Annotated in this window: 16 protein-coding genes; 10 read left to right on the top strand and 6 right to left on the bottom strand. The window is 72.6% G+C overall.

Annotation, left to right across the window (positions count from 1 at the left end; genetic code table 11):
- The first annotated feature begins 47 nt into the window (after positions 1–47).
- From AC0QU1_RS20220 to AC0QU1_RS20210, 3 genes are all read left to right on the top strand, one after another.
- Positions 48–827, top strand: coding sequence for a glutamine amidotransferase-related protein (locus AC0QU1_RS20220; RefSeq protein ID WP_483571894.1), 780 nt, complete (start codon positions 48–50; stop codon positions 825–827).
- The gene (locus AC0QU1_RS20215; RefSeq protein ID WP_483571892.1) at positions 824–1,519 is read left to right on the top strand and encodes an RBBP9/YdeN family alpha/beta hydrolase; all 696 of its coding nucleotides are present in this window, start codon (positions 824–826) and stop codon (positions 1,517–1,519) included. Before AC0QU1_RS20220 ends, AC0QU1_RS20215 begins: the two co-directional genes overlap by 4 nt.
- A 452-nt stretch (positions 1,520–1,971) precedes the next feature.
- The gene (locus AC0QU1_RS20210) at positions 1,972–3,378 is read left to right on the top strand and encodes an HNH endonuclease (RefSeq protein ID WP_483616285.1); all 1,407 of its coding nucleotides are present in this window, start codon (positions 1,972–1,974) and stop codon (positions 3,376–3,378) included.
- A gap of 111 nt (positions 3,379–3,489) precedes the next feature.
- Here the strand turns inward: AC0QU1_RS20210 and AC0QU1_RS20205 are convergent, their stop codons facing one another.
- The 3 genes from AC0QU1_RS20205 to AC0QU1_RS20195 form a co-directional block, all read right to left on the bottom strand.
- Positions 3,490–3,873, bottom strand: coding sequence for a VOC family protein (locus AC0QU1_RS20205; RefSeq protein WP_483571890.1), 384 nt, complete (start codon positions 3,871–3,873; stop codon positions 3,490–3,492).
- 29 nt (positions 3,874–3,902) lie between these two features.
- The gene (locus AC0QU1_RS20200) at positions 3,903–4,550 is read right to left on the bottom strand and encodes an Atu4866 domain-containing protein (protein ID WP_483571888.1); all 648 of its coding nucleotides are present in this window, start codon (positions 4,548–4,550) and stop codon (positions 3,903–3,905) included.
- A gap of 203 nt (positions 4,551–4,753) precedes the next feature.
- Positions 4,754–5,428 carry a TetR/AcrR family transcriptional regulator gene (locus AC0QU1_RS20195; RefSeq protein WP_483571886.1) on the bottom strand — a complete coding sequence of 225 codons (675 nt, stop codon included), beginning with the start codon at positions 5,426–5,428 and terminating at the stop codon, positions 4,754–4,756.
- A gap of 130 nt (positions 5,429–5,558) precedes the next feature.
- Between AC0QU1_RS20195 and AC0QU1_RS20190 the strand changes: the two genes are divergently transcribed.
- Both AC0QU1_RS20190 and AC0QU1_RS20185 read left to right on the top strand, forming a co-directional pair.
- On the top strand, positions 5,559–6,443 hold the full coding sequence (locus tag AC0QU1_RS20190; protein WP_483571884.1) for an alpha/beta fold hydrolase: 885 nt from the start codon (positions 5,559–5,561) through the stop codon (positions 6,441–6,443).
- 70 nt (positions 6,444–6,513) lie between these two features.
- Positions 6,514–6,933 carry a VOC family protein gene (locus AC0QU1_RS20185; protein ID WP_483571882.1) on the top strand — a complete coding sequence of 140 codons (420 nt, stop codon included), beginning with the start codon at positions 6,514–6,516 and terminating at the stop codon, positions 6,931–6,933.
- Between the two features lie 78 nt (positions 6,934–7,011).
- Here AC0QU1_RS20185 and AC0QU1_RS20180 read toward each other — a convergent pair whose 3' ends face one another.
- Positions 7,012–8,406 carry an FAD-binding oxidoreductase gene (locus AC0QU1_RS20180; RefSeq protein WP_483571881.1) on the bottom strand — a complete coding sequence of 465 codons (1,395 nt, stop codon included), beginning with the start codon at positions 8,404–8,406 and terminating at the stop codon, positions 7,012–7,014.
- A gap of 166 nt (positions 8,407–8,572) precedes the next feature.
- Here AC0QU1_RS20180 and AC0QU1_RS20175 point away from each other — a divergent pair, with 166 nt between their 5' ends.
- Complete coding sequence (locus AC0QU1_RS20175; RefSeq protein WP_483571879.1) at positions 8,573–9,715, top strand: helix-turn-helix transcriptional regulator; 1,143 nt, start codon at positions 8,573–8,575, stop codon at positions 9,713–9,715.
- Between the two features lie 123 nt (positions 9,716–9,838).
- On the top strand, positions 9,839–11,128 hold the full coding sequence (gene aztD, locus AC0QU1_RS20170; RefSeq protein WP_483571877.1) for a zinc metallochaperone AztD: 1,290 nt from the start codon (positions 9,839–9,841) through the stop codon (positions 11,126–11,128).
- 79 nt (positions 11,129–11,207) lie between these two features.
- Here aztD and AC0QU1_RS20165 read toward each other — a convergent pair whose 3' ends face one another.
- Positions 11,208–12,392 carry an epoxide hydrolase family protein gene (locus AC0QU1_RS20165; RefSeq protein ID WP_483571876.1) on the bottom strand — a complete coding sequence of 395 codons (1,185 nt, stop codon included), beginning with the start codon at positions 12,390–12,392 and terminating at the stop codon, positions 11,208–11,210.
- 89 nt (positions 12,393–12,481) lie between these two features.
- On the opposite strand from AC0QU1_RS20165, the gene AC0QU1_RS20160 reads away from it, so the two are divergent.
- From AC0QU1_RS20160 to AC0QU1_RS20150, 3 genes are all read left to right on the top strand, one after another.
- Positions 12,482–13,429, top strand: coding sequence for a helix-turn-helix transcriptional regulator (locus AC0QU1_RS20160; RefSeq protein ID WP_483571874.1), 948 nt, complete (start codon positions 12,482–12,484; stop codon positions 13,427–13,429).
- Positions 13,430–13,536: 107 nt separating this feature from the next.
- A complete protein-coding gene (locus AC0QU1_RS20155) occupies positions 13,537–13,884 on the top strand; it encodes a hypothetical protein (protein ID WP_483571872.1) in 348 nt (115 codons plus the stop codon).
- Between the two features lie 213 nt (positions 13,885–14,097).
- Positions 14,098–15,594, top strand: coding sequence for a mannitol dehydrogenase family protein (locus AC0QU1_RS20150; protein ID WP_483571870.1), 1,497 nt, complete (start codon positions 14,098–14,100; stop codon positions 15,592–15,594).
- A 7-nt stretch (positions 15,595–15,601) separates the two neighbouring features.
- Here the strand turns inward: AC0QU1_RS20150 and AC0QU1_RS20145 are convergent, their stop codons facing one another.
- On the bottom strand, positions 15,602–16,543 hold the full coding sequence (locus AC0QU1_RS20145) for a sugar-binding transcriptional regulator (protein WP_483571868.1): 942 nt from the start codon (positions 16,541–16,543) through the stop codon (positions 15,602–15,604).
- Positions 16,544–16,679 lie beyond the last annotated feature (136 nt).

Raw genomic sequence — 16,679 nt, 5'->3', positions numbered from 1 at the left:
GTATTCATCGTTGGACCTGATGCGGAAGCCTGTCCCAGCATGGGCGCATGAATCCAATACGCATCGCGCTGGTCGGGGACCGTTCGGCGGCAGTCCGGGCCCACGGGCGGATCCCGGAGATCGCCTCCCGGTACGACGACGTGGACCTGCACTGGCTACCGACCGCCGAGCTCGTACCTGAGGAGGCGACGGCGTTCGACGGCGTCTGGGTGGTCCCCGGGTCGCCGTACGCGGACGAGGCGCGGGTCGTCGACGCGATCCGTGCCGCTCGCACGAGCGGGACTCCGCTGCTCGGTACGTGCGGCGGGTACCAGCACATGGTGCTGGAGTTCGCGCGCAACGTGGTGGGGGTGACGGCGCGGCATGCCGAGAATCCGGGAGTTGGGGTGGCGCGGGCCGCCGGGCGTGGGGCGGGCGGGCTTGTCGGCGACCGCGATGCGGACGACGGTCCGGTGTCGACCGCGCTCATCACCGAGCTGGCGTGCTCGCTCAAGGGTCGCAGCGGGCAGGTCGACGTCGTGCCGGGCAGCCGGGTTGCGAGGGTCCTCGGTGAGCGGAGCTACGAGCGCTTCCACTGCTCCTTCGGGCTGACCGCAGCCGACGCCGAACCCCTGGTCGCGGCCGGATTGGTGCTGTCGGGCACGAGCCCGGAGGGCGAGCCCCGCGTGGTCGAGCTGCCCGGGGAGGCGTTCTGGGTGGGCACGGCCTTCCAGCCCGAGCTCGCGGACGCGCAGCCGCATCCCTTGATCGACGCGTTCGTGACGGCGGCGCGTGAGCGGGCGGGTGGGCGGCCGGCCGGGAGAGCCGTCACGGCGGTCGGCACGTGAGGTATGTGACCGTGCCGGGGTACGGCGGCTCGGGGGCCGACCACTGGCAGACGCACTGGGAGCGTGAGCTGCCGGCCACCCGGTTCCGGCCTCGGTCCTGGGACGAGCCTGTCGCTGAGGACTGGGTGGATGCGTTGGCGCGCGCCGTGGACGAGGCAGAGGCCGTGGCCCACGCCGTCGACGGGCCTGGGGCAGCGGCTCACGCCGAGGACAGTGAACGGGCGCTGACCCGCGCGGTGCCAGGCAGGGCGGACGCGCCCGCCCACGCGGTCCGCGGGCCTGGCTCGGTGACCCGCCCTGAGGACGGGGAGGGGCCGGTGATCCTCGTGGCGCACAGCCTTGGCTGCCTCACCGCGGCCTCATGGCTCGCCGAGCAGGGGCCGGGCGAGGTCGCCGGCGCGCTGCTCGTGGCCGTTCCCGACCCGTCGGGACCGGCCTTTCCGGCCGCGGCGACGGCGGGCGGCTTCCGGCGGGTCGTCCGACGGCGCCTGCCTGTCCCGGTCACCGTCGTCGTCTCGGACGACGACCCGTACGCGACCGCCGACTGGACGCGGGACCTGGCCGCCGGATGGGGAGCCGAGGTGGTCGGGATCGGTGCGGTCGGCCACGTGAACGGCGCGAGCGGCCTCGGCGCCTGGCCGGCAGGGCGGGAGATCCTGCGGCGGGTCATGCTGGATCGGCTTCGGGCTTGAGGCGGCCGCCTGGTCTGGGCGAGCTGATCCGGCGGCGTAGTTGCGGGACGGCGCGGTTGTCCGGGCCGAGGCGGGCTGTTCCGGGACGGTGCGGTGGCGTGCTGCCGGGAAAGCGTTCCTTCGTTGTCCACAGATTTGGACCTCGCCATATGCTACGTACTTTTGTTCGATATGATGGTGTCATGGCGCGAGCGATGAATGGACCAGTTGAGGCGGGCAGGGTGCCCGGCCCAACCGCGCTGTCGGACGGCGCTGGCGTGACTGGTGCTGAGTTGTCCAGCGCCGGGCTGTCCGAGGAGCGGTCGGTGCTGGACGCGGATGTGGTGGCACGGCTACGTCATGTGCTTGCCGAGGGGATTCTGCCCGGGGTCTCTGACACGAGGGCCTCTGACACCGAGGCTGCGGACGCGGGTGGTCCTGCGGGCGCAATGGGGTCGGCGTCGAGGGAGGCCGTGGCGGCATGGGTGGACCTGTTGAGCGAGCTGGAGAAGGTGAAGCACACGGTGGCCGCCGCTCAGGCCAGGGTCGTGGTGGCACTGGACCAGGCGACCCGGGCGTCCGAGGCGCGGCAGGGGATCCGCGAGGAACGTCGCGGTCGCGGTGTGCCGTTGCAGGTCGGGGCCGCGATGGGGCTGTCGCCGAACGCGGGCGCCTCGTTCCTGGGCGATGCGCGGGCGTGGGTCCAGCAGATGCCGCGCACGTTCGAGGCGCTGCGCAGTGGGGCGCTGAGCGAGTGGCGGGCCAGGATTCTCGTGCGCGAGACCTCGCACCTGAGCGCCGAGCACCGCGCGGTGATCGACGAGCAGGTGTGCGGTGACCTGGGGTCGCTGGCCGGGCTGGGCGCCAAGCGCCTGACCGCTCGGGTCAAGGCGCTCGCTGCGGAGCTGGACGTGCACGCGTGCGTGAAGCGCGTGGCGAAGGCCGAGAGCGAGCGGTGCGTGAGCGTCCGGCCTGCGCCGGATCTGATGGTGTACCTGACCGCGCTGGTCCCGATGAAGCAGGGCATCCAGGCGTACGCCCAGCTCAAGGCGCACGCCGATGCCGTGAAGGGCACCGGTGACGAGCGGTCGGGCGGGCAGATCATGGCCGACACCCTGATCGAGCGCATCACGGGCCGCGAGAAGGCCGACCAGGTACCGGTCGCGGTGAACCTCCTGGTCTCGGACGAGACGCTGCTGGCGGGCGGGCAGGCGTCGGGTGTGCTGCTGGAAGGGTCGGCGGCGGGCGCCGGTGTGGTTCCCGGACCGCTGGCGCGGGAGCTGGTCGCCGCGGGTGTGGAGGCGGACGCGGCCTGGCTGCGGGCGATCTACGTCGATCCTCGGGGCCGGCTGCTGGCGACCACGAGCACGTCGCGGTTCTTCCCGGACGGGATCACGAGCCTCCTGCGTGCAAGGCAGCAGGGCGTGTGTGCCACCCCGTACTGCGACGCTCCGGTCCGGCATGCCGACCACGTGGTCCCGCACGGCGAAGGCGGCGCCACCAGCCTGGACAACGGTCAGGGTCTGTGCGTGCGCTGCAATCACGCAAAACAGGCGCCCGGCTGGACCCAGGGCGTGCTGCCAGGGAACGACCAGGCCGCTAGAGGACGGCACGGGGTGGTGACCGTCAGCCCGACAGGACACCGATATATGTCGGTGGCACCCGAGCCTCCCCGCCCGGTCCGGCAGGGTCGAGAGCCCGCAGAAGGCGGCGACCTGAGCTGTGCGGCCGCGCCTGGAGCGATCACCCGTCCGCGGCGTCGGCCAGCTCGGGACCTGCTACCCCCAGACCAGTTACCCCGACGCCGGCCGTCCCGACACGGATCATCCCGCCGTCGAACACAGGCTCGGCCTCCGCGCGCGGACCTTACCTGGGTCTGACCGGACGAAGCCGAAGCCGGCGACGTCGAGCCCACCAAGGCATACCGCCGTGGTGGGCTTCGGTGCACCCGGCCGGGCGTGAATCAGAGCAGAGCCAGACCGGAGGCCGAGCTAGGCGGGAAACACGCAGAACTCGTTCCCCTCGGGGTCGGCCATGACCACCCAGTCCTCGTGCCGGCCGACCTCGCTGGCTCCCGCCGCGACCAGGCGCGCCACCTCCGCGTCCCGGTCGGCGGCGCGCACGTCGAGATGTACACGGTTCTTCACCGTCTTGGGTTCCGGCACCCGGTTGAAGAACAGCCGAGGAGCGACGCCGGGGGCCTCGACCAGGACGGACGGGTCGTCCTCGGGATCCTCGACGCCGAGGGAGCGGAGCCGCGCCAGCTCCTCGTCGTCATAGGGTGCGACGTCGTAGCCGTCGAGGACCGTCGCCCAGAACCGTGCCAGGGAGGCCGGGTGGTGGCAGTCGAAGACCACGTCCTTGAGGGTCGCCATGAGGGCAACGCTAGCTCGCGCAGACCGCCTCAGGCCCGCCGCATCACGAACCCCGCGTGGTACAGCACGCCGTCCACGAACTCGCCGAAGGCCCAGAAACCCTGGTCGTCCAGGTAGCTGACGACGTCGCCGTCGAACCAGAACCGCCCGGTGTACGCGTCGCGGCGGCCGTTGCGGGTCTCGCTGTACCGGCCGTCGGCGGTCAGGTGCTGCTCCAGGGCGTGTGCGGGATCGACCCAGGTGCCGAGCCGCGGGTCGTCCGGCGCCGTCCCCGCAGCGCCCGCCGGGCGGGACGGCTCGCCGTGCCAGGCCACGGGCGTACCGGCCACGAGCACGGCGAGCAGGTCGCGCGGAGAGACGATGAGCCCCTGAACGCTCCGCGGCTCGCGGCCGCGCACTGCCACCAGTGTCGCCTTGGCTCCCGGCACGAGATCGCGCGCGTTCTCGCCCGAAGGGTCGCGCGCCGCGAGCGCGCTCTCCACCTCCAGCGGCACGATGCTCGCGCCCGAGGCGTCGACCACCCGCGCCCCGTCGGGGTACGGCGTCCGGCGCGGCCCGACGTACGTCACGTTCTCGCCGGTCACCCACAGCTCGCCGGTCACGGTTCGCGACGGCGAGATCCGTAAGGCCGCGTCCGTGAACACGAAGGTCTGGTCGACGGCGGTCGATGTGCTCATGCGCAGATCCTCGATGCTCCGGCCCCGGGCAGGAAGGGTGCCGCCCTCCTGGGTGCGCCGCTCCCACCCAGATGCGCAGGAACGGCGACGTCCGGCTCGACCCGACCGAGGGCCTCGTACACCACGACGTCCACCCTGGGTCGGACGCGGCAGGCGGGGCGGTAGTGCTCGCGACGGCGTTCCACCTCGCCTACCCCGAGCCTCTAGCCCTCCACCATCCGGTCCAAGAGCCGGTCGAGGAGCTCGTCGACGCGCTCCTCGGCGCTCGCGTCGACGAGGAGCGTCTGGGCCAGCCCGGCAGCGCCCGCCACGATCAGCTCCGCGTCCAGGTCGGCCGAGTCCAGGTTGGCCGCGCGCAAGTCGGCGGCGCCCAGGTTGGCCGCGCGCGGCCCGGCCGACCTCAGCTCGTCCACGCCCCCCGCCGACGTCGCATCCGCGCGGGCCCGCCGGAGCTGTTCCGCGATCGCCTGAATGAGGTACCGCGGTGCGCCCAGCGTGTCCTCGGCGTCGACGTCGGAGGCGGTGAGCGCGGCCGTATGGAAGGCGTTGAGGACTATGGTGTCCTGCCGACGGGCGGCGTCCGTCGGGAGCAGCTCGGTGAGGATCGCGCGGATCACGTCGCGCGGCGCCGGATCGGCACCGAGGGTGCCGAGGCGGTCGGTGAACCGCAGCCCGGCGTCGGCCGCTACTGCCTGGTGGGTGGCGAGCAGGAACTTCCGCTTGGTGCCGAAGTAGTACTGGACCAGGCGCACCGAGATGCCGGCCTCGGCGGCCACGGACTGGAAGGTCGCGGCGCCGAGGCCTTCGCGTGCGATGACCCGTCGCGCGGCGTTCGTGATCTGGGCTCGCCGCTGGTCGTGGTCGGCCAGTCGAGGCATCCGGGTCTCCCGCCCTCTCGTGCTTGTCGGGGACGCCGTCGGCTTCTCGTCGCGGACGTCGCCGGCTCCTTGGTGGTACGCCCGCACCATCATAAGTGATACGGTCGTACCAGTAACCGAGGAGGACGTCATGGCCAGGATTGGAACGTTCACCAGCGATGCGGCGCGAGAGACCTACCTGCGCGCCTACGAGGCGCTGGCGGCGGCGTGGCCGTTGCCGTCGACGCAGGTCGACGTCCCGACGGCGTTCGGGCCGACGCACGTCCGCCGGTCCGGCTCCGGCGACGGGCACCCGCTCGTGCTGCTGCACGGGTTCGGCGGCAACGGCCTGTACTGGCACGACGTCGTCGAAGGCCTGGCCAGGGACCGCGCCGTCTACGCCCTGGACACGATCGGCTCGGCCGGACGCAGCGTGCAGACCGCCCCGCTGCGCGGTGACGCCGACTACGGCGCCTGGTTCTCCGAGGTGCTGGACGGGCTCGGCCTCGACCGGGTCCACGTGCTCGGCGAGTCCCAGGGCGCCTGGCACGCCACCCTGACGGCGTTGCACGCGGGGGACCGGCTGGCGAGCGTGTCGCTGATCGAGCCCAACGGGGTGATCACCGGGACGCCGTTCCGGGCGCTGCTGAAGATGCTCAGGTTCGGGGCAAACCCGACGGACGAGGGCTGGCGGACCATGCGCGAGTGGCTGACGCCCGGGCTGACGATGACCGACGCTGAGCTGGCGTGCCTGAAGGCGGCGCAGGGCTACCGCCCGGTGCCCGGCTGGGCGCGGCCGCTCAAGGACACCGAGCTGGAGTCGTTGGCCCCGCCGCTGCTGGCGGTCTACGGCGCGGAGTCCGTGGTCTCCGAGCCGCACGCGGCACGACGGCGGCTCGCCGAACACCTACCGAGCGCCGAGGTGGAGGTCTATCCCGGGGTCGGGCACGGGCTCCGTGGTCAGATCCCGGACCGGGTCACGGCGCGGATCGTGGAGTTCATGGCGCGGCACGATCAGGCATTCACCCGGCGATGAGTTTTCTCCACGGCCGCCGTCGACCAGGATGTTGCACGCGAGAGCACCACGACACCAAGGAGAGCCCACCATGGCCATCACCAACATCTTCGTGAACCTGCCCGTCACCGACGTCAAGGCCAGCACGGTCTTCTACGAGGCGATCGGCGGCTCGGTCAACCCGGACTTCTCCGATGACGCGTCCAGCAGCATCACGCTGGGCGACGCCGTGTTCGTCCAGCTCCTGAGCCACGAGAAGTTCGCGACCTTCACCAAGAAGTCGATAGCCGCCGAGGGCATCGAGGTGATCAACGCGCTCGGCGTCGAGTCCCGCGAGGACGTCGACCGGATCGCCGACGCCGCGCTCGCGGCGGGCGGCACCCAGACCGACGAGACCCAGGACGAGGGGTGGATGTACGGTCGCGCGTTCGCCGACCTCGACGGCCACCACTGGGAGGTCATGTTCATGGACCAGGCCGCGATGGCGGAGGCGTTCGCCGCGGACGCCTGAACCCTGACGTCAGCGACACAGCGGGACCCCAACGCCCAGCAGCGTAGGGGTCCCGTTCTGTGTCTGCAGGCGCGAAGGTTACAAACCCGACGAACGGCGCGCGTCCAGCGCGAACAGGCCCGTCGGGTCCACCCGCTCGCGGACGGCCTCGACCCGGGCCTCGACCCCCGGGGAGAAGGTCCGCCGCGGCGCGGCCGGGTCCTCGACCATGGTCGGGGCGGTGCGGTCGGTCGCGTAGGGCCGGAGCGACTCGCGGATCCGGCCGATGTCCTCCCGCGCCTTGGCGTGGTGCTCCGGCCCGGCGGCGAGGCCGATGGCGAACGAGACCAGCTCGGCGTCGATGCTGCCGAACGCGCCCGCCCCGGCCGGTGCCTCCGCGAACGCCCCGCCGAGCTGGCGCAGCTCGGCGGCGATCAGCCGGCTGCCGGAGGCCGGCCCGGCGGCCGCGTACCAGCGGTCGATCGTGTCGGGGCCGACGCCGGCCAGGCCGAAGCTGTCGCTCGTGATCGGGAGCGGCTCCTCGGGGTCGCCGTGCGTCCGCACCGCGTCGGTGACCTGGCCGACGTGCCACGTGTCGAGGAGCGGCGCGGCGAGCGCGCGCAGGGGTTCGACGAGTTCGCGGAGGATGTCCCCCGCGTTCTCCGGGGCGTCGTCGTCCACGATGATCGAGCCGTCGATCGCGAGGATCTGCCGGCCCACCAGCGGCGCGGGCGTCATCGGGCCCTCCGGCAGGTTCAGGAGCCGCAGCGAGGTGGTCACCGGCCGTGGCGCGGTCGCCGCCCAGTCGGCCCAGCCCTGCGCGACCGGCTCGGCCTCCGTGGCGTCCCAGACGGTCATCCCCGTGAGCACGGTGCGCAGCGGGAACATGCGCAGCTCGACCGCCAGCACGATGCCGAAGCCGCCACCGCCGCCCCGTACCGCCCAGAACAGCTCCGGGTCGTTGTTCGCGTCCACCGTGACGACGCCGCCGTCGGCCAGGGCCAGCGTGACCGAGACCAGGCCGTTGGCCGCGACCCCCACCGCGCGGCCGTAGAAGCTCAGCCCGCCGCCGAGCAGGAAGCCGATGGCGCCGACCGTCGGGCTGGAGCCGTGCGGCACGGCGTACCCGTGCTCCGCGGCGGCGTCCACGACGTCGCCCCAGCGGGCGCCCGCGGGGATCCAGGCCGTTCCCCGGTCGGGATCGATCCGGACGGGCTGGTCCAGCACGGTGCGGACCACGTGGAGCTTGTTCGCCACCGGCCCGAGCATGCTGGTGGAGTGGCCGGTCGAGACGGGGGCGAGGTTCGCCCCGATCTCGCGGGCTGCCAGGATCGCGCTCTGCGCGTCGGCGACGGTGCGCACGGTGGTGGCCGCCACGGGCCGGAGCGGCGCGGCGAGGTTGAAGCTGACGGCGGCCTCGTCGTAGGCGGGGGTTCCCGGGCCGGCGAAGGCTCCGTCGGCCAGGTGCCCGCTGGGGTTGGTGCTCAAGGTCATGCCGGCGACGCTAGGCAGGGGCGACCGCGCCGTCATCGGGGGACCCACGTACGGCACCACGTATCCGTCGAGGCCGGACGCTCGTATCTGTCGCATGGGTGCCGCCTCCCTACCCACCGTGGGTGATACCCGTACCGCCGAACCCGACTCCCGTGAGGTGCCTGCCGTGGCCACCAGCGTCGAACCGCAGAACTATCGGGCGCAGGTCGCCGCCCTCGAGCCCGTCCTGCCGCTGGTCGGACCGGTCGACGGCGCGGAGTCGCAGCGCGGCCTGCTCAGCTACCAGGTCGGCGACCTCGACACCTCCCGGACGTCCCTCCGCGTGCTCTACGAGCGCGCCGTCGCCGACGGCCAGCTCACGACCGCCGGGGTGTTCGCCACGCACCGGGCGATGGTCGAGCTGTTCGCGGGCCGCCCGCACGCGGCCCGCGAGTACCTTGCGGACGCCGAGCGGCTGGGCGCACTGCCCGACCCGCCGACTCCGTCGGTGCTCCACGCCCGCGGCCTCATCGCCGTCCAGGAGGGCGACGAGGGCGCGCTGCGCCGGCTGCTCGCCGAGCCGACAGTCCACGGGTCGGGGGCGCACGGCGCGTTCACGCGGGCCGCGCTGGTCGGGCTGGCCGCGGCCCGGCGCGAGGAGTGGCGCGAGGCCTGCTGGCAGCTCCGCAAGGCCGAGCAGCTCGCCGACTCGCTCGGCATTCGCGAGCCGGGCCGGCGCCTGTGGCTGGACTTCGCGCTCGCGCGCTCGTACGTGGCACTCGGGCAGCACGCGGAGGCCGCGGCCGTCAGCGCGCGGCTGCGCGCGCTGTCGGGCGGCCGGCGGCCGCTGCTCGACGGCGTGGCGGCCCGCATCGACGGCCTCCTCGCCGCCGACGGCGACCCCGGCCGGGCGCTCGGGCTGCTGGAGGACTCGGTGGCGATGCTGGCGGGCGAGGGGCTGCCCGACCAGCTCGTGCTCTCGCTGATCGAGCTCGGCCGCAGGCACCGGGCGGACGGCCGGTTCGCCGAGGCGCGGCGCGTGCTGGAGCGGGCGGGCGTCGTCGCCGCGCAGTCCTCCGACCGCACCCTCGCCGCGGCCGCCGGTCGCGTGCTCGACGAGTCCTCGCTGGACTCGCTCCTGGAGCCCCTGACCGAGCGCGAGCGGGAGGTGGCGCTCGCGGTGGCCGACGGCGGCAGCAACCGGCAGATCGCGCGCGTCGGCCACACGAGCGTCCGGACCGTCGAGACACAGCTCTCCTCGATCTACCGCAAGCTCGATATCTCGTCGCGGCACCAGCTCACGGCGCTGTTCGCGGCCGCGCGGCGCTGACGCCGGCCGTCCCAGCTATTTGAGAATCGTTCTCATCTCTGGTTCACTCTTCCTCGGTAACGAGAATGATTGTCATTCTAGAAGGAAGGAGCGGGCGGCCCCGACCGGGCCGCCCGACCGACGATGAGAAATCACCCCACGCGCGCGGTTGCGGGCCTCGGCGCCGCGCTGTCCCTCGTCCTGCTGAGCGCCTGCGCGACCGACGGCGACTCGGCCGCCGGCTCTGGCTCGCCGTCCGGCTCCGGGTCGCCGTCCGCCTCGGCCGGCGAGCACGAGGCCCCGGACGCCACCGAGGTCCAGGCGAGCACGCCGCGCGTCGCCGTCACCTACGACGGCGGTGTGCTGGTGCTGGACGCGATGAGCCTCGAACCCGTCGGAGAGATCGAGCTGGACGGCTTCACCCGGCTCAACCCGGCCGGCGACGAGCGGCACCTCATGGTCTCGACGACCGGCGGTTTCCAGGCCCTCGACCTGGGCACCTGGGCCGAGGCGCACGGCGACCACTCCCACTACTGGACGGCCGAGCCCACGCTCACGGACGTGGTGTACGACGCCGTGGAGCCCGGTCACGTCGTGGTCCACGAGGGCCGCACCGCGCTGTTCGACGACGGCACCGGCCTGGTCCGCGTGATCGACTCCGAGCACGTGGCCGACGCCGACGCGGCCGCCCGGGAGTACACCACGCCGTCGGCCCACCACGGCGTGGCGGTCGAGCTGACCGACGACACGCTCGTGGTCTCCGAGGGCACGGAGGAGGAGCGCACCGGCATCCGGGTGCTGGACGGCGACGGCGAGGAGATCGCCGCGTCCGACGACTGCCCCGGCGTGCACGGCGAGGCGGTGGCGGCCGACGAGGCCGTGCTGATCGGCTGCGAGGACGGCGCGGTGCTCTACGCGGACGGCGAGATCACCAAGGTGGAGTCGCCCGACGAGTACGGCCGCATCGGCAACCAGGCGGGCACCGAGGAGTCGCCGGTCGTGCTGGGCGACTACAAGACGGACGAGGACGCCGAGCTGGAGCGCCCGACGCGGGTCTCGCTGATCGACACAAGGGACGGGTCGCTCGAGCTGGTCGACCTGCCGTCGTCGTACACGTTCCGGTCGCTCGCGCGGGGCGACGACGGCGAGGCGCTCGTGCTGGGCACGGACGGCCAGGTGCACGTGATCGACCCGGAGACGGCGGAGCTGACCAAGTCCATCCCGGTGATCGACGAGTGGGAGGAGCCGCTGGAGTGGCAGGAGCCGCGCCCCGCGATCCTCGCCCTGGACGGCTCGGTGTACGTCACCGACCCGGCGACGGACTCGATCCACGCCGTCGACGTCGAGACGGGTGAGGTGTGGAAGTCCGCCGAGCTGGGCGTCACGCCGAACGAGCTGAACGGCGTCACGGGCGCGGAGCCGCACGCGCACTGACGACATGAGAGTGCCGGATCTTCGCCTCTCCCCGGTCGTCGGGAGGGGCGAAGATCCGGCACTCAGCGTCTGTGACGGGTCAGGCGGTTCGGAAGAAGGCGCGCAGGTCCTCGACCACCAGGTCGGGCACCTCCAGGGCCGCGAAGTGGCCGCCCCTCGGGTACTCGGCCCAGTGCTCGATGCGGGCGTTGTCGCGCTCGGCGAGGGGGCGGATGGTCTGGAAGTCGTCGGCGAAGACGGCGACACCGATCCGGCCCGTGCTGACGACCGGCTCGACGCCGGAGCGCTGCTCGGTGTAGTGGTAGCGCACCGCCGTGGCCGACGTGTTGGTGAGCCAGTAGAGGCTGACCTGGGTGAGCACCTGGTCGAGGGAGACCAGGCTCGTGCCGTTGCCGAAGTTCTCGAACAGCTCGTTGTAGGCGAGCTGACCCACCGGCGAGTCGCTGAGCCCCGCGGCGACGGTCTGCGGCCGGGAGCCGTTCATCGCGTTGTACCCGCCGACGGTCTGGAACCACTGGAGGTGCTCGAGGGCCGCGAACTCCTTCGGGCCGAACCCGTCCATCTCGCCGTCGGCGCCGGACGGGAAGGAGAAGAGCTGCAGCACGTGCGCGCCGAGGAAGCCCTCGGGGTCCAGCACGGCGAGCTCGCGGCCGATCATGGCGCCGGCGTCGCTGCCGTGGGTGCCGTACGACTCGTAGCCGAGCCGCCGCATCAGGGTGTCCCAGGTGCGGGCGACCCGGGCCATGGTCCAGGTGCCGCCGTCGGCCGGCTCGCTCAGCGGGGTGCTGAAGCCGAAACCGGGGATCGACGGGACGACGACGTGGAAGGCGTCCTCCGCGCGGCCGCCGTGCGCGACGGGGTCGGTGAGCGGGCCGATCAGGTCGAGGAACTCGAGGAACGAGCCGGGGTACGTGTGGGTCAGGACCAGGGCGCGGGCCCGCGGCTCGGCCGAGCGGACGTGCACGAAGTGCACGGTCTGGCCGTCGATGTCGGTCAGGAACTGCGGGAACGCGTTGGCGCGCTCCTCGACGGCGCGCCAGTCGAAGCCGGTGCGCCAGCGGTCGACCGTGCCGCGCAGGTAGGACTCGGGCGTCCCGTAGTCCCAGGAGTCGCCCGGCGCTGCCGGGGCGAACCGGGTGCGCGCGAGGCGGTCGGTCAGGTCGTCGAGGTCGGCCTGCGGGATCTCGATGCGGAAGGGGCGGATCTCGGTGTTCATCTCGGTGCTCTTCTCCGTGGTGTCGGTGGCGGTGCTCGTGGTCTTCATGTCTCCGACACTACGGAGGGTTCAGGAACGGTTCTTTCCTCTATTCTGAGGAGGTTCGAAGAACTTCCGGAGCGCCCTGAGGAGCCGCGATGAGTACGACGGCGGGGCGGCTGCTCGCCCTCCTCGGCCTGCTGCAGTCCCGCGCCGAGTGGTCCGGCGCCGAGCTCGCCGCGCGGCTCGACGTCACCGGCCGCACGGTGCGCAACGACGTCGCGCGCCTGCGCGAGCTGGGGTACCCGGTCGACGCCGTCCGCGGGCCGGGCGGGCGGTACCGGCTCGGCGTCGGCGGCAAGCTGCCCCCGCTCCTGCTCGACGACGAGGAGGCCGTGGCCGTCGCGGTCGGGCTGCGGGCCGCCACCGCCGTCGGCGGGATCGAGGAGAGCAGCGCCCGCGCGCTCGGCAAGCTGGAGCAGGTGCTGCCCGAACGCCTGCGCCGTCAGGTCGCCGCGCTGCGTGACGCGACGAGCGCCGGCCCGGTGAACACGGACAGCAACGTCGAGGACCCCGCCGTCGACCCGGCGCTGCTCACCGAGCTGGCCGCCGCTATCCGCGACCACCAGGGGCTGCGCTGCTGGTACCGCTCCGAGCCGCACGAGGTGGAGCCTGCCCGGCTCGTGGCCTGGCAACGCCGGTGGTACCTCGTGGGCCGGGACGTCGCGACGGGCCGGTGGCAGCCGTTCCGCGTGGACTGGCTGGAGCTGCGCACGCCGGGCGGACGGCGGTTCGTGCCCACCGAGCCGCCCTTCGACCTGACCGAGTTCGTGGTGCGCGAGGTGGCCAGGACCGGCTGGGCGGTGCACGCCCGGATCCTGGTGCATGCGCCCGCCGCGGAGGTGCTCGCCCGGATCAACCCGGCCGTCGGGACGGTGGAGCCGGTGGACGACGCGACGTGCGTGCTGGTCACGGGCGGCGACAGCATCGAGGTCGTCGCGGTGTGGATCGGCATGCTCGGGCTCGACTTCACGGTGCGCGAGCCCCAGGGCCTGGTGGACCACCTGGCGCTGCTGTCGCGGCGGTACGCGGGGGCGGTGGGCTGATCGCGTGCTCCGGCGAGTTTGCGATCGGTGGACACGGGATCGTCTCCAGCTGAAGATGAGCTGGGTCAAGAATGCGATCAACGCCTGACCGGAGATGAGGGTCTGTCATGATCGCCGATGCTGCGACGCTGCTCGACGAGGTGCGGAGAGTATTTGCCACCACGTCTTCGGGGCGCGAACTGGGGTTGCTCGATGCCGAAGTCACGGACTCCACACTTCGCGTGATCTTTGCGGGTCGGTCGGGCGACGCCGGTGGCCCGTATGGCGCGCAGATTCCCGTTCCTCGCGATATCGACGATCCACTCTGGACGGCCTGGGATCCGACCACCGGGCTTGAGGAGTGGGTCATGTACGCGGTCGTTCAGACGATTGTCGAGGAGTACCTGACCGGTGGTGCGGAACGCGGAACCCGAACGTCCGGCGATGGCGTGGTCTGGCTCGCGTTCGACCAGTAGCCGGGATCCCCTCACGTGCCGCGAGGGCCGTGACTCCAAGTGCCGTGAGGCTGTGACCGTGTGGCGGTCGCAGCCTCACGGCGTTCAGGGAGGCCTGCCATAACCGTTCCGGCGCGAGCGTGGCCCTCTCCGCTCATCTGTGCCCGGTGGTCTGCTCATCTGTTAGCCTGGCGGCTGGTTCAAGGGAGTCCTGAAGGGCGGCGGAGGAGCACGATGACGGCACTCAGCGAAGAGACCGTGGGCGGCCTGGTGGCGTCCGCGCCGAGCGGCGCGGAGCTGACGGTCCCCACCTATGACCGCACCCGGCTGACCACCGGCATCGTCCACCTCGGGGTCGGCGGCTTCCACCGCGCGCACCAGGCGATGTACCTCGACCGGCTGATGGCGCGGGGCAAGGCCATGGACTGGGCGGTCTGCGGCGTCGGCGTGCTGCCGGGCGACGCCCGGATGCGGGACGCCCTCAACGCGCAGGACGGTCTCTACACCCTCGTGCTCAAGCACCCGGACGGGCGCCTGGAGGCGCGTGTGATCGGGTCGATCACCGAGTACCTGCTCGCCCCCGACGACCCGGAGGCCGTGCTGGAGAAGATGGCCTCGCCCGAGGTCCGCATCGTGTCGCTCACCGTCACCGAGGGCGGGTACAACATCCACCACGTGACGGGCGAGTTCGACCTGAGCGACCCGGGCGTCAGCGCGGACCTGGCCGACGGCGCCGTCCCGGCCACCACGTTCGGGCTGGTCACCGAGGCGCTGCGCCGTCGGCGGGACCGGGGCGTGCCGCCGTTCACCGTGATGAGCTGCGACAACATCCAGGGCAACGGCGAGGTCGCGCGCCGCGCGTTCACCACGTTCGCCCGCGCCAAGGACGCCGAGCTGGCCGGCTGGATCGAGGAGAACGTCGCGTTCCCCAGCTCGATGGTCGACCGGATCACGCCGGTGACCACCGACGCCGACCGCGCCATGGTGGCCGAGCGGTTCGGCATCGACGACGCCTGGCCGGTGGTGGCCGAGCCGTTCGAGCAGTGGGCGCTGGAGGACAGCTTTCCGACCGGCCGGCCCCCGTTCGAGGACGCCGGCGTGCAGGTGGTGACCGACGTCGAGCCGTACGAGCTGATGAAGCTGCGCCTGCTGAACGCGAGCCACCAGGCCCTGTGCTACGTGGGCTACCTCTCCGGCCACCGGTACGCCCACGAGGTGGCGGGGCAGGACGTGTTCGCGCGGTTCCTGCTCGGCTACATGGACGCAGAGGGCACGCCCACGCTGGCGCCCGTGCCCGGCATCGACCTGCACCTGTACAAGCGCACCCTGATCGAGCGCTTCGCGAACCCGCACGTGGCCGACACGCTGGCCCGGCTGTGCGCCGAGTCGTCGGACCGTATCCCCAAGTGGCTGCTGCCGGTGGTGCGGTACCACCTCGCGCACGGCGGGCCGATCGAGCACGCGGCGCTCGTGGTCGCGTCCTGGGCCCGCTATGACGAGGGGGTGGACGAGGCGGGCGAGCCGATCGAGATCGTGGACCGGCTGGCCGACCGCCTGCACGCCGCGGCCCTGGCGCAGCAGGAGGACCCGCTCGCGTTCCTGCGCGACCGGGAGGTCTTCGGCGACCTCGTCGACGACGAGCGGTTCACCGCCGCCTACACCGCGGCGCTCGACTCCCTGCACGAGAAGGGCGCCCGCGCCACGGTCGAGGAGCTCGTCGCCCGCGCCTGACCACGGGTCACGGGACGGTGGACTGGGCGGTGGACTCCAGGGCGGTCGCCGCGGCGTCGTCCACCACGAGGGTGGTGGCGATGCCGCCGCGGACCGCGGCCACCAGGCCCGGGGCGACGGCGGCGCCGTAGCCGATGGCGATCACCTCGGGGGCCGTGACGAGCTGTTCCAGCGTGACGCCCACGACCCGCTCGTCCAGGCTCGTGCGGACGGGTCGGCCGACGGCGTCGAACAGCCGGCCCGAGCACTCGGCGATGGCGCCCGCCTCGGTGGCCGCCCGCTGCTCCTCGGCGCTGATCTGCGGGAACACGGTGGACGTGCGCTCGGACCAGTGGCCGACGGCGACGACGGCGACGTCCAGGTGGTCGGCCTTGGCGAGCGCGTCGGCGATCTCGGGCTGACGGCGCAGGCCGGCCGCGGTGGCGGCGTCGGCCACGAGCAGCGGGGACCAGACCGGCCAGGTGCGCACGCCCGGCATCTGGGCGAACGTGTTGATGAGGCCCAGCGAGTTGCCGCTGCCCTCGACCGGCAGGGCCCCGACGAGCTGGACGACGTCGCAGTGGGGGAGCTGGCCGATGTGCCGCACGGCGGCCTCGACCGTGCGCGACCAGGAGACGCCGACGGTGGCGCCCTCGGTGATGTGCTCGCGGGCGGCGCGGGCGAGCTCGACGGCGACGTTCTCGCGGGTGGCCGCCGGGTTCTGGCCGCTGGCCGCGATGAGCACCTCGCGCACGCCGAGCCGGGCGGCAAGGCGGGCGCCGCGCTCGCCGTCGACCCGGGGTGGCGTGATCTCGATGCGTACGACGCCCTGGTCACGGGCCTGCGTGAGCAGCCGCGCGACCTGGAAGCGCGAGATGCCGCGGTCGCGGGCGATCTCCACCTTGGACTTGCCGTCGAGGTAGTAGTCGGTGCTCACCTCGACCATGAGGTTCGAGTCGTTCTGGGTCACCTGCGTCCTCACTCCCGCAGGCGGCGGCGGGAACAATTGAGCGACTATTGAGCGGGGGCCTTGCTCACCTGAGCATACCGAACTACTCTGCGGATGCAGATGAGCAATCGACTATTCTCAAATGAGCGCGGCGCGG

It is taken from the genome of Promicromonospora noduliphila, assembly GCF_056951025.1.
This window is presented reverse-complemented; position numbering and strand designations above follow the sequence as displayed.